Genomic DNA, 25826 nt, shown 5'->3' with positions numbered 1-25826 from the left:
AGTAATGCCAAAAGCGTATGTTATTAATACTCCGATTATTCAACCAAAATGCTTGCGAATTAAATTTTACGCCAACAAAATGACATTTATTTAAAAGAAAAAAAGTTCAATTATTATCAGAATTAAATGTTACTTTTCTCTTGAAAGAAAAGTAACCAAAAGTTCAAGGCTGCACCTGCCTCGCTACTCCGCATCCTGCGTTCGCTGTCGCCTCCGAAACTCGCTGCGCTCAAACAGCGGATGCTCCGGACGCTCTCTCCGGCTGCTACGTTTAACGCTCACCAGCTGAGGCCTTTCAGAGAACGCTTTGCGTTCTTTTATGATGGCCGATACTGTCAGTTAAAACCAAAAGCACCTGTTATATTATATAGGTGTCGGTATCGGCAATCATAAAAGGAAGCCGAGCTTCCTAGGAAAGGCCTAAGCGGGTGAACGTCCGCGAAGGAGGAAGACGAAGCGGTAAAAAAAATCCGTTGTCTGAGCGCAGCGAGTTTCGGATTTTTCAGCGGAGTCTTTCGCCGAAGCAGTGAAGCCGGTTCAGCCTTGATCTTTTGACTACTTTTCCATCAAGGGAAAAGTAGTTCTATTATTTCTAATTCAAACCTTACTTTCTATGCTTGAACAATAATACCCCCAGCAATACCAGGAAAGCGATGGTCATCATTGTCATCTCCAGCCAGTAGTGAGCCGGTTCCACCCATATTTCGGTCAGGATGTCCCAACGTCCCAATATCTCGACAAAGGTCCAGAAGATGATCACTGTCGGAATAGCGTAACGGATAGCATACGCCAGTTTCTTGATCTTCAGCAAACGGATAAACAGATAAATCGACCAGGCCAGCGAACCGAAAGCGATCAACATCGTTACCGGATGACAATCGCCCAGGAACTCGTTATCGTAAGAGAAAAGCAATATCATGTAACAAGTCCATAAAAGAACATTCAGTTCCATAAAAGTAGTCATGGCTGCATTACGGATGATCGGCTGAAGTGTCTCCACCGGTTGACCGTAATGTATCTTACGCTGTATCCAGTTAAAAAAGTTACAACCTGAGCGGGTACTGAAGATATAGAACAGCATAACGATTGCCCAGAAACCATACGAAGAAGGCATGATCAGATATTCCGGTTTCGTCACCACTTGACCGTTCTCGATCAGCGGCTGTACACCGAAACGGTTGGCGAAATAGACATACCCGAACTCGATCCATCCTGTCCAGACGAACAGTCCGCCGAACAATCCCAGAAACGTTGCCGAAGTCTCTTTCCTGGAAATGATCCCGATCAACAACATCACGATTCCCAACACCCCCAGGCCGAACGCTGCAGGATAAAGAAGATCATGCCCCAGAAGTTTCTCCATCAGGATCATGGCAGCATGTCCTAACGGCATCGTGAATAAAACGATCAGGAAAGACAGTATACCTGTCCAGGGAGAAGTAAGTTTCATACGTGTTATTTATTTTTATTGGTTTCAAAAGTAATCATAAATTTATTCGGGAACATAAATAATCTCCCCATTTTCCATTTCATAAGCTATTCCCACTTTCTTTCCCTTCTTACCGGACTTCTCCTGGCTTTCCGAAGGCTTATATTTCGTAATGGTCTGCCCTTCCTTCGTAATGATCTCCATATTCTCTTTGCCGGGATTTTTCACCATCGTATAATCTTCCTGCGAAAAGATCTCCGTCATATTGAACTTGGTAACCAATGCGACCATCAAGGCTACGGCAAATACCATAGCCACATCGAACAAATTCGACAACATCGCAACCGGATCATGATCTTCGGTTGCATTCAATACCCGGCGGCGACTCATTCGTTTACAGCTTTAGAGGTTACTAATGTCGCTTTGCCCGCTACCGGCTTCTCTCTGGAAAGTTCGGACAGGTAATCGAGATATATCAGATCGGAAGTGAACCAACGCTGCTTGACCTGCAACAAGATAAAACCAACTGCGCCGGAGAACAATCCCAATACGGTCGTAGCAAATGCCACCTGCATATTGTAAGCCATTGAAGCGATATCACCAGTGGAAAGTCCAGCCAAAGCCGGTCCCATCGGGATCAGCGTACCCATCAATCCCAGGATCGGGCCGAACTTTACCAATACCTTATATTTACCCAGTTCCGCATCGGCTGTCACTTCATATTCGGAGAGGACACGGTTTGCCACCGCCGTACTATCCGTAGATAGCAGTTGTTTGGCCGTTTGAGTAAACAAAGAATCCGGCTGTTCATCCAATTCTCCGGAAAAAGCATGAATAGTCGATTGATCCAGCTGGTCCATACGAAGACGTAACTGTTTATCCTGTTTGATACGTTGTATATACTGACCGACAAAGCCCCCCAGCATAACAACACTTTTGGCAAAGAAAAAGAGCAAACCTACAATGACGGGTACCAATAACCCATTTGATATCCAGAATAAAATATTTGAAACTTGTTCCATAATGATATTTAGTGCTTAGAATTTTTACGTTGTTTATACATGCGGACCACCTGTGTCCAAAGATATCCGAGAATGAAAATAGCCAGCAGTACAGCTAATGTTCCTGCGCATCCCACCCAGTCGATCGGCGAAGGATGATTGTAAACGGTTGCCGACGGATGAAAGATCGTACAGCAGATCACCAGTACGCAGACAAAGAAAGTGAGGATGACCACCAGTTCGATCAACAGTTCTTTCTCTGCAATCAGTTTACGCATATAGAAGGAAGCCAGTCCGAACGTAATCGTCACACCCGCCGCCAGTCCGATACTCGTACGCAAAAAATCAACTCCTGTCAGCGAAAAAAATAGTGTGATATGAATATAATACAAGGCTGGAAAAACCAGTAGTGACGGCATATACCTGAATAGTTTGGTATACCACCGGAACGACTTACTATCCTCCCAATCCTTGATGCGGGCGATGCAGAAATAACACGACAACAGCATATCCACCATCACCACCAGCGAAATATTCATCATAGCAGACTGGCTCGACAACACCCGTTGCAACTCCAGCTTGTTCACTTCCATCGCATACGGATGGCAAAGCATGATGAATGCACCCAACGAGAGGCTGAAGGCAAGCCTGTACCAGCGGTTCGGTAACAGGCTTGTCATAAATAAACTCTTGACGACTGCAAAAAGCGACAGCAAAAGCAATATATTATCCATCGTTATTTTCTCTTTTTAGTCTTCCGGGTTCTTTTCCGGATAAAGAATATAAGCAGGAAGATCACAGCCAGCCAGAAGAAGCTGATCAGAGCGAGGCTGAATGAAGACATGTTTTCCGGCTTCATCGGTTCGTTAGCCTGGACACTCTTGTCTTTCTTCAGGACAACACTCTTTCCGTCATCCGAAATACTTTCGTTACGGGCCGATTCGATTTTACCCTGATATTGTTTGGCAGAAGTTTCCGGTAACTGTTCGCCGATAAAAGAGCGCAATTTGGCATTATCGCAGACAAAGCCGCTACAACCGGCATCGTATTTCTCAACCAGCTCCGAATGAAGAGCCGCAATATTTTTCAACTGCTCCGGAGTCGCTTTCCAGTAACCTTTACGGGCCGTTTCCATCATGACTGCCGTTGCTTCCTGCAAAGCAGCCGGGTTTTCACGTTCAAAGAACTCTTTCACCCCGACATTCAGCTTGTCGTTTACAAATACTTCATAATACTGATCCCAGATCTCATTGTCGATCGCTTTCGGCTTCATGACATTCCAGCCGTATGTATTACGGATCGTTTCCGACATCGCATTAGCAGCGGAAGCGCCTTCTTTCATCTGTTCTTTCATATAAACAGGGTTGAACAGGGTCGAACGGGTCTCCACACCGATCGCCGACTTCAAATCCTGTACGCGAGCCTGATGGCGGTTACGCAAGTCATTGAAATAAGCATCAGGATCATTGCCGGTTACATTACGGACCGTCAGGCTCATACCGCCCATAAACTCATAGACATGGTCGAGGCTGAGCGCTCCCCAGGTATTACTCTGGCGGGGCTGTACGACAGCCTCCGTATTTTGAAGGGCAGCTTCAAAAATACCGGGTTTAAAACCACCGAAGTCTTTTTCATTACCGTAAGTGGCTCCCATATTATTCAGGTAAACGTTGGCTATTTCAGACTCGTTTTCCCAACGATCACCACTTTCCACCATAGAAGTGATACCGGTTCCATACATACCGTTCGCTCCGCCGAAAACACGTTGTGTTGCATATTCGCGGGCTTCTTTCGGAGAGAAACCTTTATCTAATAAGACACGCTCGGCATCGTTACGGCCTTTCGCCACATAGTTATCGTCTCCGTCTCCGGCAGCTGCTGCCATATCTACGGCTTTCTGTATCAAGGTCAGCCGGGAAGCTGCCACATCACGTAACTGGCCGGAAGTCTGGACTACCACATCTACACGCGGACGGCCCAGGTCTTTGACATCGATCAGGCGGATATCCAGCACACGGTTGAACTGGTCGCGGATCGGCTCAACACCCAATAAGTAAAGGATCTCAGCGATCGTTGCTCCTTCACTTTCGATAAAGCTGCCCGACCAAAGCGTGAAACTGACCTTTTGAGGAGTTGCGCCACCGTGGTTCTTCGCATGTTCGGCCAACAGGCGGTTGCCCATCTCTTTCCCTTTTTCCCAGGCTGCGGGAGTCGGGGTTGCTTCGGCATTGATACCGTATAAGTTACGTCCGGTAGGCAATACGTTCGGGTCGGAAATAACATCTCCGCCGGGGCTGGGCGCTACATAATGCCCATTCAGCGCATTGATAAAACCGTCCAGTTCCATCTGCGGACTTTTACGCAGGTACTCCCGGTAATTATTCACGTTCCGGATAGCATGCTGGATGTCCAAAACGGCATTGGCAAACAGGAGTTGCTCACGGGTGACGGTATCCATTTGTTGGGTCGCTCCGCTCTTTCCGTCTATCGGATGTTGGCTTTTAGCTGTTGTATCGGCAGAGGCAAGCATCTTCTTTACAGCATCCGGCATCTTGCCAGTCTTGGGAATACCGGCAGGATGGCCGTGTCCCATTTTCGGTTTCTTGCCGTCTTTGGATTCTTCCGTCATTTTGGCCATCATCATAGCCATCATCCGGTTCATCTTCGGTTCGGATGCCTTCTTGATTGCTTGTGCTTTAGCGACAGTGGCAGGAGAGACACCCAATTGAGCCAGCAAAGCCGGGTCGTCTGCCATAGCCGGATTATCCATGACCCGTTTAACAGCCAACTGTGCCTTCGTACGATAGTTATCATTAAAGAAAGCCTGGTTCTCGATTTGCTTCCGTGTAACTTTCTTCTGTACCTCATCCAGGTTAGCCAGACTGAAGGCGATCGGTTCGGTACACATCAGTTTTACAGAAGAAGCGATCTTCGATTCATCGTACGGAACGCCTAAGGTATATTGGCCGCCTACGATCTTTTCGGCACATAGCTCTTCTGCGAAGTTCTCGATCTTTTCGATCTCGGTATCAGAATAAACTTGTGTACGGATGCTGTCCAGTTGAAGGTCGCGGTGCAATCCCATCCCGATCGCTTTGTTCTTGATCTTCAGGTTGAGGGATTCGTCGCGCAGGTCGGTTGCCAGATAACGCTTGATATCGTTCAACAGATCGTCCACTTCGCGGCGAAGGCCGGTTTCAATGAAAGGCGGTGTAAGGTGAGAGATGGTTACGGCATAGCTGCGGCGCTTGGCGATCAGTCCTTCTCCCACGTCACTGATCGTATAAAGATAGAAATGAGGAAGCGAACCCACCAGGCGGTCGGTCCAGTCGTCGGACGACAGGGCAACCTGCTTGCCGGGAATGAACTCCAGGCTACCGTGCGTACCGAAATGGATCATGGCATCCGCCTTGAAATCCTTCTGTACCCATAGATAAGAAGCAATATAATGATGAGGTGGTATCTCGTTCGAACCATGGACGGCAGCGAAAGAGTTATCCCCCGTTCCCTGAGTAGGCTGAGGCAATAAGACCACATTACCCAGATCGATACGGGTAACAGCAATCTGTTCGATACCATCCACTTCACGAGTATAATAATCTCCCAGACCTCTTCCATATTTATGAATCAACGTATCCTGCATCGCCGGACTGAATATATCTTCCAACCAGGTACTGTATTGCGGAGATGATACCCAGGCGGGATAACCAGAATTCAGATATTTTTGTATGTTCCCTTCAGCATAAGCATTGAATACCGGACCTTGTTCATTGATCAGAGCTTCAAAGTCCTTTTCCGTAGCCGGCAAAGCAGAGAGATCGTATCCTTCCGCTTTCAGTGCTTTCAGGAAATTATAGAGAGAAGGAAGCACTTCCAGTCCGGCTGCCGTCATGGCATTCTTTCCCGGACCTTTATAATAATAGATAGCAACTTTCTTGTCTTTATTCGGAAGCGATTGCAACCGCAGGTAATTGGCAACCATATCGGAGAATTGTGCCAGACGCCCGGGGATATTCTTAAACAGGTATAACCCGTCATCATCGATAAACTGTGCATTCAGGACGAACGGAACGATACCGCCATCCAGTTCGGGCATCACGATACTCTGGCTCATAAAGCCTCCTGCCATACCGCGCTTGTCTGCCATCCAGTTATCATACGTATCATTGATCGTGATCGGACAGAACATGGGTACATTATGTGCTTTCAGCCATTCCACAGCCTTTTCGCCCTGCCCCATCAGCAAACGGCCGTGCGGCATATAAATCACGGCTGCCGGATCGATCTCTTCCAGCATTTTCAGACGGCTGGCGAAGCCGGAGACAGGATAGACATTCATATTGCGCCGTTCGAGGCTGACGATCAATGAATCCAGATGATCCTTGTTCGTATCGAACGGTCCCGCCATCCCAACGATAAGAGCCACTTTCGGAGCCTTCTCTTTATAAAAGCCTTTTTCCTTATAATATTTCTCAAAATCGGCGACCGTGTCGAATACCCGTTCGTCATCCAGATGGAACAGGACGTCGGAGCTTATCTCCACCGGCTCTTTGATCTCTCCGGTAAAGGCACTCTTGCCTGTCAGCTCCTTACGGATATAGTTGAACAGGCTCCGGTAGTTGACGGAACCGCCATTCGTGAGGTAGTCCGCCACCCGTTTATTCTGAATGGAATCGAGGCTGCTGATATTATTCACCGGATCGGTCACAGCAGTTGAAAAGACAGGTACATTCTTTTCCTTCATCTTTTCGAGTACGGCACGATGTTCGTCTGTCATCCGGATACCCATACCGAAGATCAGGATCGCATCGTAGCGGTTTAGTTTGTCGAAATCGTCGATCGACAATTGTTTCAGGTCGATAAAACCAGTATCCAGGGATTTTGCCATGCGGGCAACCTGATAGTTGGGGAAGTTCACAAGAGCCACCTTGGTCGTGCCGGCTACCTTCGCCCAGATGAACCAGGCTATCAATACGACAGCGATTATTGCTCCTGCAATGATTAAATTCCGTTTCATTATTTATTGGTTTGTTGTTGTTTGCTTATTTGAATATCTCGTCGATGTTAACAGAGAGGCCGATCATGAAGGTTGTACCCGGCGACATCGGCGAATTGGAGGCTATAATATCCGGTTTGTAATTAAAGATATTATCTACCGTTGCCTGAAGCAGGTAAGCCCCGAACAGACGTTGCGAAACTGTTATCTTCCAGTTCTGATAACCGGAATAATGCACCGGCGTAAAGGTATCGCCCGTACTGTTCGCCTCGTAGGTGTCCAGCTTACCGAGGAAACGGCCGTTCAATGCCACATTCAAGTCATAATTCTTTCTTGAATATTCGTAATTTATACCCAGAGTGGCAGAGTGAGGACGGGTAGACGATACATTATATCCATTCTGTTTCATATTCTCATGGACATAAGCATAGGCCGCCTTCACCGTAAACCCGTAGGGACATTTGACAGCCAGGTTTGCATCCAGGCCTGCTAACTTCGATTTATCGATATTCCGGTAATAAGAAGTATCGCGGTCCGCACTAAAGATCGTTGTGATCTTATCCTTGATATTATTATAATAACCGATCACGGAGAAATTCACACGGTCACGACTATATTCGGCAGATACGGAAAAGTTATCGCTGATCTCCGGTTCCAGGTTGGGATCACCGGCAATAATAAACATATTCATACCGCCCATATCCCATTCAGTCCACATCTCTTTCAATGACGGAGCACGGAAACCGCGCGAATAGGAAGTCCGGAACGTAAACGGTTTTAGCTTATACATCAAAGAAATATTGGGGCTGACATGCGCACCGAATGAATTATAATAATCCATACGTCCCCCATATACCAGGTTGAACTGTTCCGTCACATTAAAATCATGCTGGGCATACAGAATATAATCGTTGGTGGAATGTGTATCGCCGCTGAACTGGTAAGACATCAGTTCGTCACGAAAGAACTCGGCTCCCCCGATCAACGTGTTGTTAGGGGTAAAAGAGTAATTGTATTGTGCACGTGCCGTATGCTGTGTATTCCGGTAATTCAGTGAATCGGCATCTGTTTTCGTATAATGATCATATTTGTTATAACGGTCCAACAGGTAAGATATCGTCAAATCCTGCTTTTCCGATATCAGATAGTTCATTCGCACACTGCCGTTGTAATCGCGGTAACGATCTGTTTTCTTATCGTTCGCAATATCAGCCAGGCGGGTATAGAAACCACCTTTTCCCGTCAATGTTATTTTATCGGAGACTTTCCAGGATAATTTTTCATCGACACTCAGGTCTTTTCCACCATAGATAATCGCTGAATCCGTACGATCGGAACTCCACAGGCTATAATGATCCTTGTTCTTGTACATGACGGAAGTCAAGCTGCTTATATTTTTCTGCTTTGTACCGATCGTTCCGCCGTAACGTTGTTCGTTATTGCTTCCGTAATAGCCGCTTACATTGACTTCGAGCGGTTTGGACGGTTCCTTGGTAATGATATTGACTACACCTCCGATCGCACTGGAGCCGTAGAGAGCCGATGCGGCCCCTTTCACGATCTCGATACGTTCGATATTATCGGCATTCAGGCGGTTGTAATCCACGTTGTTGAGCGTTTCACCTGCCATACGTTCACCGTCGATCAGGAAAAGCACATATTTACCACTCATACCCTGCATGTTAACTGCGATCTGACCGTCCATCTGGCGTGTAAACTCCATACCCGGCAATTCCGTTTCCAACAGGTCCTGCACGGTAACGGCATTGAGTTTCTTTATATCGGTAGCAGTGATGACACGGGTAATGACAGGAGCGTCTTTCAACAGTTTGGGGGTACGGGTAGCCGTCACTGTCACTTCATTCAGGTTAAGGGCATCTTCTTTCAGGCGAAAGTTAATGACCGTATCGCCGTGTAAATAGATACGCTGCTCAACAGGAGTAAAACCGGCGTATTTAATGATAAGGTGATATTCTCCGGGCTTTGAGAGGTCTAGTTTGTAATTACCGTCGAGGTCGGAAGCCGTGCCGTGAGTCGTTCCTTTTACCAGGATATTCGCATAAGGCAATGTTTCCCCCTTTTCGTCGGTTATACAACCGGAAACCTGTCGGGGAGGTTCATTCGCCGACAGGTTTCCGCATAATACTATTGATGCCAGGATCAATAAAATCGTTTTCATATAAGAAGATAGAATTTATTACTTGAAAGGATATACGTAATCGAAGGAGATATGTCCTTTTACGTCAGCATCATTTGAATAATCGGTGAATTTGATCTTTGCGTATTCGCCGGATTTCAGTTTGATGACGTATACCATGTTGCTCATCGACCAGTTTGCCGCTGTAGGAGGCATAGGTACAGAACTGAATTCGATACCTTTATTCAGTACTTCATTCCAATAGCTGGGTGTATAACCGATCTTGGGAGTAGGCAACTGCATTCCATTCGTATTCAACATCAAGCTATCTGTTCTGACATCAGCCACATAACCGCTGGCCGGGACAGTCGTTACTTTTGTAATATCCGTTTCTTTTGTATCGAGAGCCGATCCGTCATTGGTCTTTACATCATAGCGATGCAAAGCGATGTCCCAATCAAAAGAGGTTTCATCGATACCACCGCGCGTTTCGAGCTTGCCTTTATACGTGACGATGAGGTCCATCGGCATACTTCCGGGTCTTGTTGTTATGATCAGATTAATGCTATCGCCGTTCACATTTCCTTTAGGGGTGATAACAATATTGCCTGCAGTGACTGTACCGCCGGTCAGTGTCCAGCCGATCGTATCCGAAGCGATATTAAATCCGGCTTTTAAAGCGATATCTTTATATTGGCTAAAATCGAAATCGTCTAATACAAAGGTTAAGGAATCCCCTTCGAGACGGGTAATTACCAGGTTCAGGTCGGAAACAGTACCCATATTTCCCATTCCTGTTACATCAAGTGAAATATCGCCTTTATAAGTACCGGCAGCCGGTTCGATCTCATGGGCAACCGATTTTCCATCCTTAAAGCTGAAATACATCCATTTATCATAGGCTGTAGCATCGAGAGTAACCGATTTTACCGTTTCGTCGGTATCGCCACCACCATTGTCATCATCATCGCTACAAGCCGAGAAAAACGTTAAAGAGCTGACCAGCAGCATCGCTAATAAGTAATAATTCTTTTTCATTGCGTTCTATTATTTAGTAAAATATATTCTGACCGCAAAGTTCCGGGTTTCTGAAAGAATGTGAAATCCCTAAAAAGGGGTATAAAAAAAGGAGATCTTACCTAGTTATAGGTATTTTGAGGAGAAGAGTGGAAAAGAAATAATAAAATAGTGTATAATAAGCACATAGGCAATACAAATTATCCCTATTTCCTCTTGAGACATTGTATTTCCGCCATAATAAATAAGTTTAAAGTTGATATTAATAAATTGATTTTATCATATATGTTATTTCATTTTGGAGTTTCATTCTGATAAAGACAGAAACAAAATCAGCCAGATTGTTATGTATTAAACAACCCGGCTGATAATTTATTTTATAGCCAATAATAAACTACAATTCGTCAATTTCTTCTACCGATAATCCTGTACACTGAGCTATAGTTTCACTATTTATTCCCTGTTTTTTAAAGTTTGCAGCAATAAGACGCTGTTCTTCCGCTTTACCTTTCTTCAAACCTTTCTCCTCAGCCTCTTCTACTGCATATATCAGCGTAGCGCGCCAGTCGCGGTAAATCTTCAGGTTCTCCTCATAGACAGCACGCTCATGGTCAGTCATGGCACTGAGGTTTGCCACATCGAGCAGACGTCTGAAGGCATCCTCTTTCTCCTTGAACGGAGACATATCAAATAAATTCATATTCTTCAATATATAAATCCAGTTTTCAAGAGGAGTCTTACATTCCTCTTGAGTTAAATTGAACAAGTCGAACGACAGATAGATCTGTTTCAGTTTGACCTCACCAAAAGTTTTACCCGTTGCTTCGTCGGCCAGGATTACGTCTGTTCTCCAGTTGTGGAATTCCGGCAGGCTGAAATTCAACAGATAAATGCCATAGCCAGGAAGCAGGCCATATTGCCAATCCCGTCCCGTCTTTCCCTGACGGGAGACCATGCGGCAAAGATAATATAATCCACGGTTAAAGAAATAACGTTGGGGCAATTCTGCATTTCCAGGATGAATTTTGTCCCGTCCACGTCTTCGCAAAGGAGATCGAAGATTTGCCAATAGCTAACGTGTAAATGAACCAACAAACTATACTTTTAAAAATCCGACTACCTACATATAGCTACTTTTACCCCTCTTTTTCCTCTCTGTTTTTACCTATAATCGGTGATTGATGCGCTTTTATTTTCACCCGACCTTTGCATCGGTTTTTAGTAACGGTAAAAAGATTGAATACATTGAAAGCGATTGTAAGAGGATTAATGATCACGCTTTCCCTTGTTTTTGCGGCGGTGGCGGCAAAGGCACAGCAGGAAGCGATGATCTCGGGAAAGATATTATCGACGGAAAAAGAAATTGTTGATTTTGCGACTGTCTATCTGAAAGGGACAAACTACGGAGGTACGACAAATGAAGAAGGTATCTATCATCTTAAAGCACCTGCAGGAAACTATACACTGGTGGTATCGGCCATTGGCTATACGACCGTAGAGAAAGCAGTCCGCCTGACAGCCGGTGAACGTACGAAACAAAACCTGACGATCAAGCCGCAGGTGGAAGAACTGGATGAAGTAGTTATCGTATCGAACGGCATCAGCCGGCTAAAACGTTCTGCCTTCAATGCCATTGCAGTAGATACGAAAGAACTTCAAAATTCGACCAAGAGCCTGAGCGATGCCTTATCGAAAGCACCGGGAATGAAACTGCGTGAATCGGGTGGTGTCGGATCGGATATGCAACTGATGTTGGATGGTTTCAGCGGGAAGCATGTGAAGGTGTTTATCGACGGCGTGCCGCAGGAAGGTGTCGGAAATTCGTTTGCACTCAATAACATTCCGGTCAATTTTGCCGAACGTATCGAAGTATATAAAGGAGTCGTACCCGTTGGATTCGGGACGGATGCGATCGGCGGGGTTGTCAATATCGTGACGAATAAAAAACGCCGTAACTGGTTCCTCGATGCTTCCTACTCTTACGGATCGTTCAATACACATAAATCGTATGTCAACTTCGGGCAGACACTGGATAATGGTTTCACCTATGAGATCAACGCTTTCCAGAACTATTCGGATAACGATTATTATGTAGATGCCCCCGTGAAGGACTTTGAAACCGGACGGCTCGATACAGATAAAAAGGAACGTGTGAAGCGTTTCAACGATACTTACCATAATGAGGCGGTGATCGGAAAAGTGGGGTTTGTCAATAGAAACTGGGCAGACCGTCTGTTGCTGGGTTTTACTTATTCAAATATGTATCAGGAGATACAGACAGGTGTACGTCAGAATACGGTGTATGGCGATAAACATCGTAAAGGCCATTCGCTGATGCCGTCGCTCGAATATAACAAACGCGACTTGCTGACCAAAGGGCTGGACCTGGTTTTCACCGCTAACTATAATAAGAACATGACGACCAATATCGATACGTCTGCTTACGAATATAACTGGCGCGGCGAAAAGAATCTGATGAATTCGCGTGGCGAACAGTCTTATCAGCATACAAGGTCGGACAATAATAACTGGAATGGTACGGTAACCGTCAATTATCGTCTTGGACATGCCCATGTCTTCACATTTAATAATGTGTTGACCGCTTTCCGCCGTTCCAATACCTCGCTGCTTACCAATGAGGAACTGACGGATGCGATCGACAAGCAGACACGCAAGAATATTGCCGGACTGTCCTATCGCCTGATGCCGTCGGAACACTGGAATCTGTCCGTTTTCGGCAAGCACTATAATCAGTATGTGGCAGGGCCGATGGCAACTGATAATACGAGCTCTGAATATGTCCGCACTTCCCGCAGCGTAAGTTCGGTAGGGTATGGTGCGGCAGGTACTTATTTCATCCTGCCGGGATTGCAGGCTAAACTTTCCTACGAGAAAGCCTACCGCCTTCCTACCATCGAAGAGATGTTCGGTAATGAAGACCTTGAAATGGGCGATATCGGCATCAAGCCGGAAAAGAGCGACAATGTGAACTTGAATGTCAGCTACAACAAGACGCTGGGTAAACATGGTCTTTATGTCGAAGGGGGGCTGATCTATCGTAATACCAACGATTATATCCAACGTAATATTACCGACCTGAGTGGCGGGAAACAAGCTGCAAGCTATATCAACTATGGCAAGGTGCTGACGAAAGGTTACAATCTCTCCGCCCGTTACAGTTTTTCAAACTGGCTGAGTGTAGGAGGTAATTATACGCAGATGAATGTGCGTGACAACCAGAAAACAGCCATCGGCAGCGGGGCGGAAAATATCGCTTACAAAGAGCGTATGCCGAACCTGCCCTACCGTTTTGCCGATTCGGATATAACACTCTACTGGCGTAATCTCTGGAAGAAAGGCAATACATTGATCTTCACTTATGACAATCAATATCTGCATAGCTTTACCTATTATTCATCCATCATCGGATCGAACAAAGGTGAATATGTCGTTCCCAATCAGTTTTCACATAACCTGACGCTGTCTTACAGCCTTCAAAACGGACGTTACAACATCTCTTTCGAGTGCCGTAACTTCACCGATGAAAAACTTTACGACAATTTCAGCCTTCAGAAAGCAGGACGGGCGTTTTATGGCAAGTTCCGTGTCTATCTGGGCAGATGACAGAAATAGATATTTTATCAATATAATAACAATAAATAGTAATCATATTAAAACAAACACAACATGAAGAAGAATTTCTTTTTAACAGGCCTGTTTGCAACTGCGATGGCCGGACTGACACTTACAGCATGTGATGACGATCCGAGCAATGGCGGAGATAACGGCGGCGGAGAAGAAGATAAAAATGCGGAATATGTAATCGCTGCTTCCGTAACGGCTTCCGGAAATACAACCAATGTATTGGTGACCTCCGAATCCCTGGACGAAGGTACAGTTACAACCAAAAACAACGGTGTTGTGAACGATGGTGCAACTTACTGGGTATTCTTTAAGAATCAATATTTATACGCATTGACATACAACCAGGGCGAAGCCGGAGGTACCCGTTCCTATATCATGGATTCAGCAGGTGAATTGCAGAAGCGTTCCGCCGAATTCGGTGTAAAGAGATTTACTACTTATGGCATCTACGATAAATATATCATGACCTCTTCAACCGGCGACGGCCCTACCGAATGGAATGACGAGAATGGTTATACTCCGAAAGTATTCATGCTGTCTTATCTCGATCCGGCAGCCGAAACATTCACGACCAACGATACGCAAAACAAAGCATATCTGTCTGAAAACTTCCTGGATAACGGTGAATATGTGACACTGGCAGGTCTTCTGGAGCATAACAATAAGATTTATACGGCAGCTATTCCGATGGGTCTGAGCCAGTACGGAACAAAAGATCAGAACGGTAAATGGGTATTGCCGGGTAACGAAGACCTGGTAAAAAAAGAATCAGGCGGTTCAAACAGTAGCGCGTATAAAAAAGACGAGTTGCAGTGGACTCAGTACCCGAACGAATGTTGGGTAGCCATCTTTGATGATGCCACCATGACCAGCAAGAAACTGATCCGGACAGATAAGATCAGCTATGCTGCCGGACGTATGAAATCACAGTATTATCAAATGATCTGGGCTGCCGACAATGGCGATGTGTATGTATTCTCTCCGAGCTTCGCCAAAACGATGACCGACGCACGCCAACAGACGACACTGCCTGCCGGTGTGGTACGTATCCCTGCCGGAAAGACTGAATTCGATGATTATTATTGCAATCTGGAAGCGATGACCAACGGAAATTCTTTCCTTCGCACATGGCATATCACAGGCGACTATTTCATGTTGCTGATGTATGATAAACCATTCTCCAATGCAGACCGCGTAGCGAACCAACTGGCAATCTTCAAAGCTGGCGATAAGAAACTGACATATGTAACCGGTCTTCCTTCAGTAGAACAGATCAGCGGTTTCGGCGATGCACCGTATGTTGAAAACGGAAGTGCTTATGTAACAGTTACCTTCAATGAAGGCGGTGGTAATCCTGCCATCTATAAGATCGATCCGGCAACAGCCGTAGCAACAAAGGGTCTGACTATCGAAGCTACTCAGGTGAGCGGTGTCGGCAAACTGACAGTCGCTAAATAATAACGGTTAAGATAAAAGATGATTCGTATTCACATCTTTCTTGTATTCCTCCTGCTCCCGCTAACCATGCGGAGCCAGGAGGATATTTGTATAGGAAAGAAATACAGCCTTTATTCCACGGTCTTGCAGGAAGAACGAAACTACTGGATACATTTGCCCGACAATTACGAAGGGGATACGACACAACGCTATCAGGTGATCTATCTGCTCGACGGGGATTCATTCTTCCATTCGGTTGTGGGTATCAGCCAAACATTCACTACTGTCAAAGGAAAACATCTTCCTCCCAGCATCATCGTCGGTGTACTGAATGTCGACCGTACACGCGACCTCACTCCGACAGCTTCTGCTGCAGGACGGGATGGAAAGATTACCCCGGGTTCCCCTCCGCAAGGGGGCGGAAGTGAGTCGTTCAGCCGTTTTCTGACGGAAGAGCTTCGAGGTATAATAGACAGTAGTTACCGGACGAACGGACAGAATATGTTGATCGGACATTCTTATTCCGGTCTGTTTACGCTCAATACATTTCTCCGCCATACGGAACTGTTCGATACCTATCTGGCTATCGACCCGAGCCTGTGGTGGGATCAGGGCAAACTGTCACAGGAGGCCGCTTCGCTGATCGAAGGAAAGGACTTTGCAGGGAAAAGCCTGTATATCGGTGTCGCTTCCAAAAAACGTACCGATCGGGTGGATATCCACCTCAATAAAGTGAACCATCTCCTTCAGGAGATTTTGCCGCAGGCGGAAAACCTGCGTTTTTTTAGTAAATCATTTCCCGAAGAGAACCACGGAACAGTCGCTATTCCGGGAATATATGACGGGATCAAACAACTATTTGGTAAATGAGAAAGTTATTTGCAAAAATACATTTATGGTTATCCATACCTTTCGGCATCATCATTGCGATTGTCTGCCTGACAGGTGCAATATTGGTATTTGAAACAGAGATACTGGAAATATGTTATCCTTCCCGCTATTTCGTCAAGGAGGTAAAAGGGGAACCGCTTCCTCCTGCCGCCTTATTAAACGCTGCACGCCAGCAGCTTCCCGACTCGGTCAAGATAAACGGTCTACGTGTTATGCAGGATCCGAAAAGGACCTACCAGGTAGTCTTACCGGGTAAAAAGGCGGCGGCATTCATCAATCCCTATACTGCAGAGATCACGGGTATCGATGACGGACAGGGATTCTTCATGCAAATGATGCGTCTGCACCGCTGGCTACTCGATACTTATAAACGGGACGGCAGTTTCACTCTGGGTAAAGCGGTTGTCGGATATTCGACGCTGGTACTTGCCTTTATCCTGATAAGCGGGTTGGTTATCTGGTATCCCCGTAATAAGAAAGCGCTAAAAAATCGTTTGAAAATAAAGACCAAAGCGGGCTGGTATCGTTTCTTTTACGATCTGCATGTTTCAGGGGGCTTTTATGCAACATTGCTATTACTCGTCCTGACATTGACCGGATTAACCTGGTCCTTCGGTTGGTATCGCGATGCTTTTTATACCGTATTCGGTGTCGAAACGGCTCAAACGCAGGGGCATACACAGGCTCCAGCTTCGTCCGATTTAAAAGGAAAATCGGGAGAGAGAGGCACTCGTGAAAGAGGCTCCAAAGAAAAGATTACAAACTATACGCAATGGGCAACAGTTTTAGCTGATTTGCAAAATCGTTATCCGCGATACAACTCCATTACTATTCAGGATGGATCGGCAACGGTGTCTGCTGCTCAATATGGTAATACACGGGGAAGTGACCGTTATATTTTCGATCCGGCAAACGGTGAGATCACAGATGTACAATTATATAAAGATCTTCCCAATTCCGGAAAGATCAGGGGATGGATCTATTCAGTACATGTCGGCTCATGGGGAGGCCTGACTACTCGCATACTGTCCTGCCTGGTCTCTTTCCTCGGAGCAGTATTTGCCATAACCGGTTATTATTTCTGGATAAAAAAGAAAATCAGAAAGAAAAAATAAGGATGGGATTTACCGAAAGTAGACTATCCCATTATCAAAAAGGCTTGGCTATTACAGGTTCATTTGCTGTCAATCATCAAATGAACCTGCAACTAAGCTGGCCTTATTATTTTCTATAATTAACTTACATTCCTTTTTAAGCTTTCATTCTATATTCTGAAGGAGCAATATTAAATTTCCTTTTAAATGCCGTGCAAAAATGTCCCTGATAATCATATCCGACCAGACTGGCAACCTCGGCTATCGTCTTATTGGTATCCAACAGATAGTGAACAGCCATATTCATTCGGTAATCAAATAAATAATTAAAGACAGTCGTCCGGAACGTCTGTTTAAAACCTGTTTTCAACGTACATTCGTTCGTCCCGACGCGCAAAGCCAGATCACGCAATGACGGCGGGTTCAGATACTCGGTGCAGATAATATCCCGCGCCTGGTAAATCTTATCCCGGTCAGAAACGGAGACCACTCTTTCCTTAGTCTCTTCCTTTCCTTCCGTCTCCCGCATAAACAGGGACAAGCATTCGACCACTTTTGCCTCCAGATACATCGGCGAAGCATTCCCCATCATCCGCGATAATTCAATATCGTTCAATGCCGTATCCAGAGTTACGGGGATCAGTATATTTTCGGGAGCCAGGAAAAAAGTCTCTCCACTGTCGAGCCGCAGATAAGCCTTCTCGAAATATTCAGGATAGCGCTCCGACAGATGACGGAAGAAATCAGGTGATATCAGCACATTTGTCATGCTGAAAGTCTCCCCTTTGCTAAATAGGTTACGTTCCTCCTTGATCCCCGAGCTGACCATGACATTCGTATATCCTTCTGCCCAGATCCGCTTATCCCGTGTCTCTGCCATAAAACATTCGACCATTCCCTGACGGACAAAAGAAAGTCCCATAAAAGAACAATCCGCATTCCGTGAATGCAGGCAACAATCCTCTTTACAATGTATCTGGTACTTTGCCACATTGAAATCCTTGCATTTGAACTCGGAAATACTGTAAGTCAGCAACTCGTTCCCCATGTTCCAGCTACTCTCTTCCAACCGGCCTGAGCCATTGGTAGAAAAGTAACTTATATCCGGCATTTCCAGGGCGATCGTGTCTCTTCCGCGAGATGAAAGTTCGATGTGTATCATTTTTTCCGTCAGATTAAAATGCAATTCCTTCTTGCGTAAATAATTCGGTAGCAAATATCCCACCTTTGTACCAGATAATCAATCCCTAAAAGTAGGTATATTATGAATAAAATAAAACCCGGGATAAAGGACAACGTTGCAGAAACCTTATTCATCCCCTTACTTTCACGCGCCTATGAAAGCCGCCGGAAAGATGCGATATTAAAAGACCCGATGGCTTGCGAGCTGGTTGAAAAAATAGACTACGACTTCGCCAAATTCGGAAAGATTTCGATGAGTACAGCCGGTACTGCCATCCGTTTGCGCCGTTACGACCGGCTGGTTAGTTGGTTCATCGACCGTGCGGAAACCGAAGACCCTGTAGTAGTGCAGATAGGTTGCGGCCTTGACAGTCGTTTCCAACGCGTCACCAACCGCAACCAGGCAACCTTCTACGAGCTCGACCTGCCCGAAGTGATCGAACTGCGTGAGAAGCTATTTCCCGCCTCGACAAGAGATATCAACATCAAAGGCTCCATGCTCGAAACAGATTGGATGGATATGCTGAAACAAAAGCATCCGCACAGCCGCTTTCTTTTCCTTGCTGAAGGAGTGATGATGTATTTCTCCGAAGAACAGGTTAAATCGGTTATCCAAAACCTGGCTAAACGTTTCCCCGGTTGCGAGATCTATTTCGACTTCGTCAGCAAATGGGCGGCACGCAACTCCGATAAACATGAGTCGGTAAAACGTACGAAAGCCCGTTTCCATTTCGGACTGAACGATCCTCACACTGTCGAACAATGGGTACCGGGGTTGAAACTGATTGAACGGTTTTATTTCGTTAGCGAAGAGAAAAAACGCTGGGGACTACCCGGACTGATTATGTGGCTGATTCCCACCCTGCATAAATCGTTCGGGATCGTAGGCTATAAAACCGAATAAAGAACAAACAATATGAAAGAGCAAAAGAAAAAAGGGTTATCGCGCCTGTTTGAGATCGCAGGCGAAAAGAAAGGACTACTGATCCTGGCGGGATTCTTGTCGGCGTTAAGTGCCTGCTGTATGCTGGTTCCTTATCTGTCGGTTTATCAGGTACTGGATGAGTTGTTGAAAAATGCCGGAAACGTAACGGCTTCGGACAGCGGATACATGATCCGATGGGCATGGATCGCCTTTATCGGACTGGCAGCTGCCTTATTGTTACTCTATGGCGGACTGATGGCATCCCATGTGGCAGCGTTCCGTATCTTATACGGCCTGCGTGTCAGGCTTTCGGAACATATCGGACGGTTACCGCTGGGTTATCTGAACGGCACATCGACCGGAGCGATTAAGAAAGCCCTGGAACAGAATGTGGAAAAGATCGAGAACTTCGTGGCGCATACCATTCCTGATCTGGTAAATGCAGCAACGACCGTTATTGTTATGTTCGTCATCTTCTTTAGTCTGAATGGCTGGATGGCGGCAGTCTGCCTGCTGGCGATCGTAATCGGTATATCCGTCCAGTTCTCCATGATGTTTGGTAAGAAAGCGCAGGAGTTCTTCAAAATGTATTTCGATACATCGGAACAGATGAGTGCCTCAGCCGTCCAGTATGTCAGGGGAATGCCCGTTGTGAAAATATTCGGGCAGACGGTGGAGTCGTTCCGCCAGTTCAGTAAATCGATCTACCGGTTTAAGGAATATGCACTGAATGTCTGCGATACTTATCAACCGGGAATGATCACGTTTATCGTATTGCTGAACTCAATCATCACCTTTATTATTCCTGTCGGTTTATTACTACTGGATGGTCAGCCGGGAAATATAGCATTGGCAACCGTCTACCTATTCTTTATTATATTAGGTCCCGGTGTCGCCTCCCCTTTCTATAAATTAACTTTCCTGGCATCGAACACACGGGAAATAGATGAAGGCGTTCATCGTATCGATGCCATCTTTGCAGAAAAACCTGTACCGGAACCCGCGACCCCTCAACAACCGAAAGGGCATGACATCTGTTTTGAAAATGTCAGTTTCTCCTATGAAAACACCAAAGAGAAGACTCGTACCGAAGCTCTGAAACATATTTATTTTACCGCCCGTGCCGGTGAGATAACCGCATTGGTCGGTCCTTCCGGCTCCGGCAAATCCACCATTGCCAACCTGATTCCCCGTTTCTGGGACGTTACCGAAGGGACGATCAAGATCGGCGGCGCTGATATCCGGAATATCCCTTCCGAACTATTGATGGATCAGGTCTCTTTCGTTTTCCAGGATACCTTCCTCTTCTTCGATACCTTATATGAGAATATCCGTGTCGGTAAACCCGATGCCACCGAGGAACAGGTGATAGCCGCTGCCCGTGCTGCCCAATGCGACGATTTCATCCGCCGGTTACCGCAAGGGTATCAGACACTGATCGGTGAAGGCGGCGTTTACCTCTCCGGTGGAGAAGCGCAACGGGTAGCCGTGGCACGTGCCATCCTGAAAAACTCCCCGATCCTGGTACTGGACGAAGCTACCGCATTTGCCGACCCCGAAAATGAATACAAGATGCAACTAGCCATCCAGGAACTGATCAGGGAAAAGACAGTCATCATCATCGCCCACCGCCTGTCGTCGATCATTTCGGCCAACCAGATCATTGTTTTAAAAGAGGGAGAGATCGCCCAGCAAGGCGTCCACAGGGAACTTTCGGTAAACGAAGGACTCTATAAACAGATGTGGGATGCCTATACCGACGCTTTTCAATGGACATTAAAGAAATAAGGAGATAAACAAGAATGAATGCACTTCAAAATATAACGATCGGCCACACCGAACGGCTCAGGAAACCGGTCGGGTTCACTATTCTGGCCAACCTGGTCAATATTGTACCTTTCATGCTTTCGATAGAGGCAGTGAACATCATCTTTAAAGCCTTCGACGGCAGTGGCAGCGGACTCGACACGCCCCGCCTGTGGGTTATCTTCGGCATCCTCGCTGCTTATATGCTGGTGATGGCCGTTGCCGAACGCCAATCGTACCGGCACAATTTCCGCGGCGCTTACGAAATGAGTGCCGACGGCCGGATACGGTTGGCGGAACATCTGCGCCGCTTGCCCTTAGGCTCCCTCTTCCGGCATGATCCGGGCGACCTTGCCAGCATGATGATCAGCGACTTTACGTTGGCGGAGACCGGTATCTCCCACCATCTTCCCCAGCTGATGGGTGCATTGGTTATGCCTGTACTCGCTTTCTTCGGGTTATTATGGATCGACTGGCGGATGTCGGTAGCCATGTTCATCGCTCTTCCGCTGGCGGTTCTGGTCCTGACAGGAAGTACCCGCATACAATACAGCCTGAGTCGAAAGCAGATAGAAGCGAAAGTGAATGCGGGCAGCCGCCTGGAAGAATATCTGCAGGGTATTCGCGTCATAAAAGCATATAACCTGCTGGGAGGTAAATTCGAACGCCTGCAAAAGGCGTTTGCCGACCTGCGTCGGGCCAGCCTGCGCCTGGAAGCCCTGATGGGCCCGTTCATCCTGCTGTCCATCACCCTGGTACGTGCCGGACTGACCCTGATGATCCTTTGCGGTGCCTATCTGCTGGTAGGCGGCCAACTCGACCTGCTTACTTTCGTCATGTTCCTGATTGTCGGCTCTCGCGTCTTCGACCCGCTGACCTCGGCACTGACCAATTTCGCTGAGTTCCGCTATTTCTCCATTGCCGGTGGCCGTATCCTCAACCTGATGCGTGAACCGGAAATGACAGGAAAAAAGGAAAGCCCGGAACACGGGGATATCACTTTCGAAAAGGTATCGTTCGGTTACGGTGAGAAAGAGATACTGCATGATGTATCGCTGACGCTGAGACAAGGCTCGCTGACCGCATTGGTCGGTCCATCGGGAAGCGGTAAGAGCACGCTGATGAAGTTATGCGCCCGTTTCTACGATCCGCAAAAAGGGAAAGTCCTGTTGAACGGACAGGATATGAAGGAACTGGAACCCGAGTCACTAATGAAACATATATCGATGGTCTTTCAGGACGTCTACCTCTTCCAAGACACAATCAAGAACAATATCCGTTTCGGCAAAAGCAATGCGACTGACTCCGAAATAGAAGCCGCTGCCCGCAAGGCTTGCTGTCATGACTTCATTATGCGTCTGCCGGATGGTTACGATACAATGGTGGGGGAAGGCGGTTGTACACTGTCAGGTGGTGAAAAGCAACGTCTTTCCATCGCCCGTGCCATACTGAAAGAGGCCCCCATCGTTCTGCTGGATGAAGCCACCGCCTCCCTCGATCCCGAGAATGAAGTGGAAGTGCAAAAAGCCATCAATACCTTGATCGAAGGACGCACAGTCATCGTCATCGCCCACCGGCTAAAGACGATCCGCAACGCCGACAAAATCATCGTGCTGGAAGACGGTTATATCGCTGAACAAGGTACACACGACGAACTGCTCCGCAATCAGGGATTGTATCACAAACTATGGACGATCCAGGAAAAGACGATCGGATGGAAACTCTAAGAGTATCTTCTCCCCTCCCGAGAGGAACCGGAGGCGCGTAAGTTAAAAGCCAAACCCTCCGTGATCTTCTTCTTCCGATTCTTTTTCATTACCACGAATATAGATAAAATCGTTCCCACTCTGAATAATATCGGAGGCGGGAACTTTTTCTTTCAGCTTCTCCAACTCTTTTTCTTCTTTCACACAGACCAAAGCACGGTAACTTTTCGAAGGCTTATCTGCGATAAACCAAACTCCGGTATAAGCAATCTCTTCCAGGTAATGCATCAATGAAGTACTAACGCCGGAGATACCGATCGGTCCACGGAAAAACTTTAGTTTGCCCGACCAGGGAGATAGCTCCTTTAATAATGCCGGAAATTCCGGATTATCCTTTCCATCCATCGGAAGATACTGCCGGATCAACCCGTCAACCTTATTCTTCGCAGCAGCCGAACCGGAAGGAAAAACAACCGAAACATATTTATTCCCGGCTACCGCTTGCAACTGATAAGGCGAAAGACAATCGATACATCCCAATGTATCCGCCCGCTGACACCGGAACACATGCAACGAATAAATACCGAAAGCATCCTCGGGTGTCGGCATCTCATAAATCTCTATTGTATATTCTTGTCCGTCGTAAACCACATCCCGGGCCGTCAGTTTGCTGACACCGTATTCGAGGAACTGCTCCGCGCCGCCGTTCATAAACCCGTAGAGTCCCGAGCCTGTAAACACCCGTTCCCTTTTCACTTCAACCTCCTGTGCAACCAGAAAGGCGGGGATCAACAGCAGGAAACCTGCCCATCGTATAAAATGTTTCATACCTGCAACGTTGTTTCTATCAGTTCGATTTTATCCTTATCAGCTACACCGAGTTGAAACTCCTGCGCCATATCCATAAAGGTACGTGCTCCGGCTTTCTCTTCTTCCTGCAATCCCTCTTCGATACGCTTGGCGATCACTATATCGTAACTGATACGGTCGACCGCCACCGGATCACTTCCAGCCAGGATAGTATTATAATGGCAGATAAATTGGGGATTGGCAGCCGGTCCGCCGTCAAAGCAACCGATCATTCCGTCGACAATATTCAACACCACCTTATCCCGTAACGGAGGGAAAGCACAAACCGAAGCACAGGTATCATGCCACATCGGTCCGTGAAGTCGGGCCGTATTCGTGATAGAACCGAAAGCCAGATTCTTCATGCAGCAAGTGATTGTTGTTCCGGCGTTTTTCAGAACCGGCACATTGATGATCTTCGTTACCATCTCCGTACATATCTTCGTGAAATAAGAGTTTTTTCCGCCATTGATCATGAAAGGCATCGTATAGGCATCGTATTCTCCTTCGAGGTCAACGGAAAAGTACTGCTCCTTATCGATCCGTCCTTCCCCATAGAATTTACCTTCGGCATTGATATAACTGCCTTTCTCATCCTGATACTCTGTCCCGATGATCTTTATATCCGGATAGTTCTCTGTGGTAAAACCAGATTCCTTCAGGTCCGCTTCTCGCCTGTCCCAGATAATGACATTCTTCCGGGAAATACCGGCTTCCTCCAACTGGTTGATAATGGATTGCGTCAACGCATGTGAAGTAGACAACAGTTTCCCTGCTATCGGATTTACTTTTAATCCGATCACATCGTCAGGACCGACAAACTGTAGCCAGGCTTCTTTCAGATTACTCTTTCCGGTCAGATTCAACATACAGTTCCTAAGCATTTCATAAGCAGCTTCTTCGGAAGGCTGTCCGTCGACAATGCAGCCAGGATGAGTTGTACGGGCTACTTTTCCGGGATATTTACCCGGCATGGAATTTTCCTTTCTGGGAACAGCCAGAGCATCCTTTATATTGGTTGCCGGTTTCTCTTTATCTGCCTGCACCACGGGAACAGCCTTTACGATGGGAGAAAAAGCGACACTTGCCCCACCAAGGGCCAGCGAACGGAAAAAGTTTCTTCTTTTCATGGTATTACTGATTAAGTCTTCAAGGTGCTAAGATATTGATTTTATCCGGTGCATTGTCCGTTTTATCCGGTTATTTCCTAATAAATCCCATCTTATGGGTATTGATAGCCAGCCGGAAAGTACTTACTTTTGCGACACAATTCGAGAACTCAATAAAAAATGCTGGAAAAAGGATTACAACACACAAGCAGTACCGTAGTCAGTGCCGCTAACTCAGCCCGTACCATGGGATCGGGCGACCTGGATGTATTCGCCACACCGTCGATGGTGGCTTTAATGGAAAACGCAGCCATGCTGGCTGTTGCCACCGAACTGCCGGAAGGCTCGACAACCGTAGGTGCACAGATGAACACGTCACATATCAAACCGTCCCCGCTGGGAGAAACAATTTCCGCCACGGCAACCTTACAGGAAGCGGATGGCCGCAAACTCACTTTCAGCGTTGTGGCACAAGACTCAAAGGGGACGATCGGCGAAGGGACGCATATCCGTTTCATCGTAGACAAAGAGAAGTTCCTATCGAAGATCTACCCTACCAACAAATAGGTATTTCACGGGCACAGAATGCCCATTTATGGTGA

Annotated in this window: 18 protein-coding genes and 1 pseudogene; 8 read left to right on the top strand and 11 right to left on the bottom strand. The window is 46.6% G+C overall.

Annotated elements, in window-relative coordinates; all coding sequences use genetic code 11:
- Positions 1–604 precede the first annotated feature (604 nt).
- The 8 genes and pseudogenes from DWX23_RS13800 to DWX23_RS13765 all read right to left on the bottom strand — a co-directional run.
- Positions 605–1450, bottom strand: coding sequence for a hypothetical protein (locus DWX23_RS13800; protein WP_122374902.1), 846 nt, complete (start codon positions 1448–1450; stop codon positions 605–607).
- A gap of 42 nt (positions 1451–1492) precedes the next feature.
- Positions 1493–1819 (bottom strand): DUF2149 domain-containing protein, encoded by a 327-nt coding sequence (locus DWX23_RS13795; RefSeq protein ID WP_122351744.1) that lies wholly within the window; start codon positions 1817–1819, stop codon positions 1493–1495.
- A complete protein-coding gene (locus DWX23_RS13790; RefSeq protein WP_122374901.1) occupies positions 1816–2451 on the bottom strand; it encodes a MotA/TolQ/ExbB proton channel family protein in 636 nt (211 codons plus the stop codon). Before DWX23_RS13790 ends, DWX23_RS13795 begins: the two co-directional genes overlap by 4 nt.
- An 8-nt stretch (positions 2452–2459) precedes the next feature.
- Positions 2460–3164: a hypothetical protein gene (locus DWX23_RS13785; protein ID WP_122374900.1), complete on the bottom strand. Its 705-nt coding sequence runs from the start codon at positions 3162–3164 to the stop codon at positions 2460–2462.
- Between the two features lie 2 nt (positions 3165–3166).
- Entirely contained in the window at positions 3167–7447 is a 4281-nt protein-coding gene (locus DWX23_RS13780; protein WP_199673289.1) for a cobaltochelatase subunit CobN, read from the bottom strand.
- Between the two features lie 25 nt (positions 7448–7472).
- Positions 7473–9605, bottom strand: a complete 2133-nt coding sequence (locus DWX23_RS13775) for a TonB-dependent receptor (RefSeq protein WP_122374898.1) — start codon at positions 9603–9605, stop codon at positions 7473–7475.
- 18 nt (positions 9606–9623) lie between these two features.
- Entirely contained in the window at positions 9624–10601 is a 978-nt protein-coding gene (locus tag DWX23_RS13770; protein ID WP_122374897.1) for an HmuY family protein, read from the bottom strand.
- Between the two features lie 373 nt (positions 10602–10974).
- Positions 10975–11642, bottom strand: a pseudogene (locus DWX23_RS13765) (Rpn family recombination-promoting nuclease/putative transposase); the annotation flags it as partial.
- Between the two features lie 207 nt (positions 11643–11849).
- Here DWX23_RS13765 and DWX23_RS13760 point away from each other — a divergent pair.
- From DWX23_RS13760 to DWX23_RS13745, 4 genes are all read left to right on the top strand, one after another.
- Positions 11850–14204: a TonB-dependent receptor gene (locus DWX23_RS13760; protein ID WP_122374896.1), complete on the top strand. Its 2355-nt coding sequence runs from the start codon at positions 11850–11852 to the stop codon at positions 14202–14204.
- A 63-nt stretch (positions 14205–14267) separates the two neighbouring features.
- Positions 14268–15683, top strand: coding sequence for a DUF4374 domain-containing protein (locus DWX23_RS13755; protein ID WP_122374895.1), 1416 nt, complete (start codon positions 14268–14270; stop codon positions 15681–15683).
- 18 nt (positions 15684–15701) lie between these two features.
- On the top strand, positions 15702–16532 hold the full coding sequence (locus DWX23_RS13750) for an alpha/beta hydrolase (protein WP_122374894.1): 831 nt from the start codon (positions 15702–15704) through the stop codon (positions 16530–16532).
- Positions 16529–17668: a PepSY domain-containing protein gene (locus DWX23_RS13745; protein WP_122374893.1), complete on the top strand. Its 1140-nt coding sequence runs from the start codon at positions 16529–16531 to the stop codon at positions 17666–17668. Before DWX23_RS13750 ends, DWX23_RS13745 begins: the two co-directional genes overlap by 4 nt.
- Positions 17669–17804: 136 nt before the next feature.
- Here the strand turns inward: DWX23_RS13745 and DWX23_RS13740 are convergent, their stop codons facing one another.
- On the bottom strand, positions 17805–18809 hold the full coding sequence (locus DWX23_RS13740; protein ID WP_122374950.1) for an AraC family transcriptional regulator: 1005 nt from the start codon (positions 18807–18809) through the stop codon (positions 17805–17807).
- Between the two features lie 102 nt (positions 18810–18911).
- On the opposite strand from DWX23_RS13740, the gene DWX23_RS13735 reads away from it, so the two are divergent.
- Genes DWX23_RS13735 through DWX23_RS13725 form a run of 3 tightly spaced genes read left to right on the top strand, consistent with a single transcriptional unit; the run spans position 18912 to position 23287 of the window.
- A complete protein-coding gene (locus DWX23_RS13735) occupies positions 18912–19733 on the top strand; it encodes a class I SAM-dependent methyltransferase (protein WP_122374892.1) in 822 nt (273 codons plus the stop codon).
- A gap of 12 nt (positions 19734–19745) precedes the next feature.
- Entirely contained in the window at positions 19746–21542 is a 1797-nt protein-coding gene (locus DWX23_RS13730; protein WP_122374891.1) for an ABC transporter ATP-binding protein, read from the top strand.
- A 14-nt stretch (positions 21543–21556) separates the two neighbouring features.
- Positions 21557–23287, top strand: coding sequence for an ABC transporter ATP-binding protein (locus DWX23_RS13725; RefSeq protein WP_122374890.1), 1731 nt, complete (start codon positions 21557–21559; stop codon positions 23285–23287).
- A 42-nt stretch (positions 23288–23329) separates the two neighbouring features.
- Here DWX23_RS13725 and DWX23_RS13720 read toward each other — a convergent pair whose 3' ends face one another.
- Together DWX23_RS13720 and DWX23_RS13715 are read right to left on the bottom strand one after the other, a co-directional pair.
- Positions 23330–24094, bottom strand: a complete 765-nt coding sequence (locus DWX23_RS13720; RefSeq protein WP_122374889.1) for a DUF6599 family protein — start codon at positions 24092–24094, stop codon at positions 23330–23332.
- Positions 24091–25245, bottom strand: a complete 1155-nt coding sequence (locus DWX23_RS13715; protein ID WP_122374888.1) for a DUF362 domain-containing protein — start codon at positions 25243–25245, stop codon at positions 24091–24093. Before DWX23_RS13715 ends, DWX23_RS13720 begins: the two co-directional genes overlap by 4 nt.
- A 159-nt stretch (positions 25246–25404) precedes the next feature.
- Here DWX23_RS13715 and DWX23_RS13710 point away from each other — a divergent pair, with 159 nt between their 5' ends.
- Positions 25405–25791 carry a thioesterase family protein gene (locus DWX23_RS13710; RefSeq protein WP_122374887.1) on the top strand — a complete coding sequence of 129 codons (387 nt, stop codon included), beginning with the start codon at positions 25405–25407 and terminating at the stop codon, positions 25789–25791.
- Positions 25792–25826: the final 35 nt, after the last annotated feature.

The organism is Parabacteroides sp. AF18-52, assembly GCF_003479145.1.
GTDB lineage: Bacteria > Bacteroidota > Bacteroidia > Bacteroidales > Tannerellaceae > Parabacteroides > Parabacteroides faecis.
The sequence above is the reverse complement of the archived record's forward strand: the minus strand, read 5'-3'. Positions and strand labels throughout refer to the sequence as shown.

Coding starts and splice junctions, on each gene's coding strand:
- DWX23_RS13800 (WP_122374902.1), bottom strand. CDS start 1,450: ATGAAACTTACTTCTCCCTGGACAGGTATACTGTCTTTCCTGATCGTT.
- DWX23_RS13795 (WP_122351744.1), bottom strand. CDS start 1,819: ATGAGTCGCCGCCGGGTATTGAATGCAACCGAAGATCATGATCCGGTT.
- DWX23_RS13790 (WP_122374901.1), bottom strand. CDS start 2,451: ATGGAACAAGTTTCAAATATTTTATTCTGGATATCAAATGGGTTATTG.
- DWX23_RS13785 (WP_122374900.1), bottom strand. CDS start 3,164: ATGGATAATATATTGCTTTTGCTGTCGCTTTTTGCAGTCGTCAAGAGT.
- DWX23_RS13780 (WP_199673289.1), bottom strand. CDS start 7,447: ATGAAACGGAATTTAATCATTGCAGGAGCAATAATCGCTGTCGTATTG.
- DWX23_RS13775 (WP_122374898.1), bottom strand. CDS start 9,605: ATGAAAACGATTTTATTGATCCTGGCATCAATAGTATTATGCGGAAAC.
- DWX23_RS13770 (WP_122374897.1), bottom strand. CDS start 10,601: ATGAAAAAGAATTATTACTTATTAGCGATGCTGCTGGTCAGCTCTTTA.
- DWX23_RS13760 (WP_122374896.1), top strand. CDS start 11,850: ATGATCACGCTTTCCCTTGTTTTTGCGGCGGTGGCGGCAAAGGCACAG.
- DWX23_RS13755 (WP_122374895.1), top strand. CDS start 14,268: ATGAAGAAGAATTTCTTTTTAACAGGCCTGTTTGCAACTGCGATGGCC.
- DWX23_RS13750 (WP_122374894.1), top strand. CDS start 15,702: ATGATTCGTATTCACATCTTTCTTGTATTCCTCCTGCTCCCGCTAACC.
- DWX23_RS13745 (WP_122374893.1), top strand. CDS start 16,529: ATGAGAAAGTTATTTGCAAAAATACATTTATGGTTATCCATACCTTTC.
- DWX23_RS13740 (WP_122374950.1), bottom strand. CDS start 18,809: ATGATACACATCGAACTTTCATCTCGCGGAAGAGACACGATCGCCCTG.
- DWX23_RS13735 (WP_122374892.1), top strand. CDS start 18,912: ATGAATAAAATAAAACCCGGGATAAAGGACAACGTTGCAGAAACCTTA.
- DWX23_RS13730 (WP_122374891.1), top strand. CDS start 19,746: ATGAAAGAGCAAAAGAAAAAAGGGTTATCGCGCCTGTTTGAGATCGCA.
- DWX23_RS13725 (WP_122374890.1), top strand. CDS start 21,557: ATGAATGCACTTCAAAATATAACGATCGGCCACACCGAACGGCTCAGG.
- DWX23_RS13720 (WP_122374889.1), bottom strand. CDS start 24,094: ATGAAACATTTTATACGATGGGCAGGTTTCCTGCTGTTGATCCCCGCC.
- DWX23_RS13715 (WP_122374888.1), bottom strand. CDS start 25,245: ATGAAAAGAAGAAACTTTTTCCGTTCGCTGGCCCTTGGTGGGGCAAGT.
- DWX23_RS13710 (WP_122374887.1), top strand. CDS start 25,405: ATGCTGGAAAAAGGATTACAACACACAAGCAGTACCGTAGTCAGTGCC.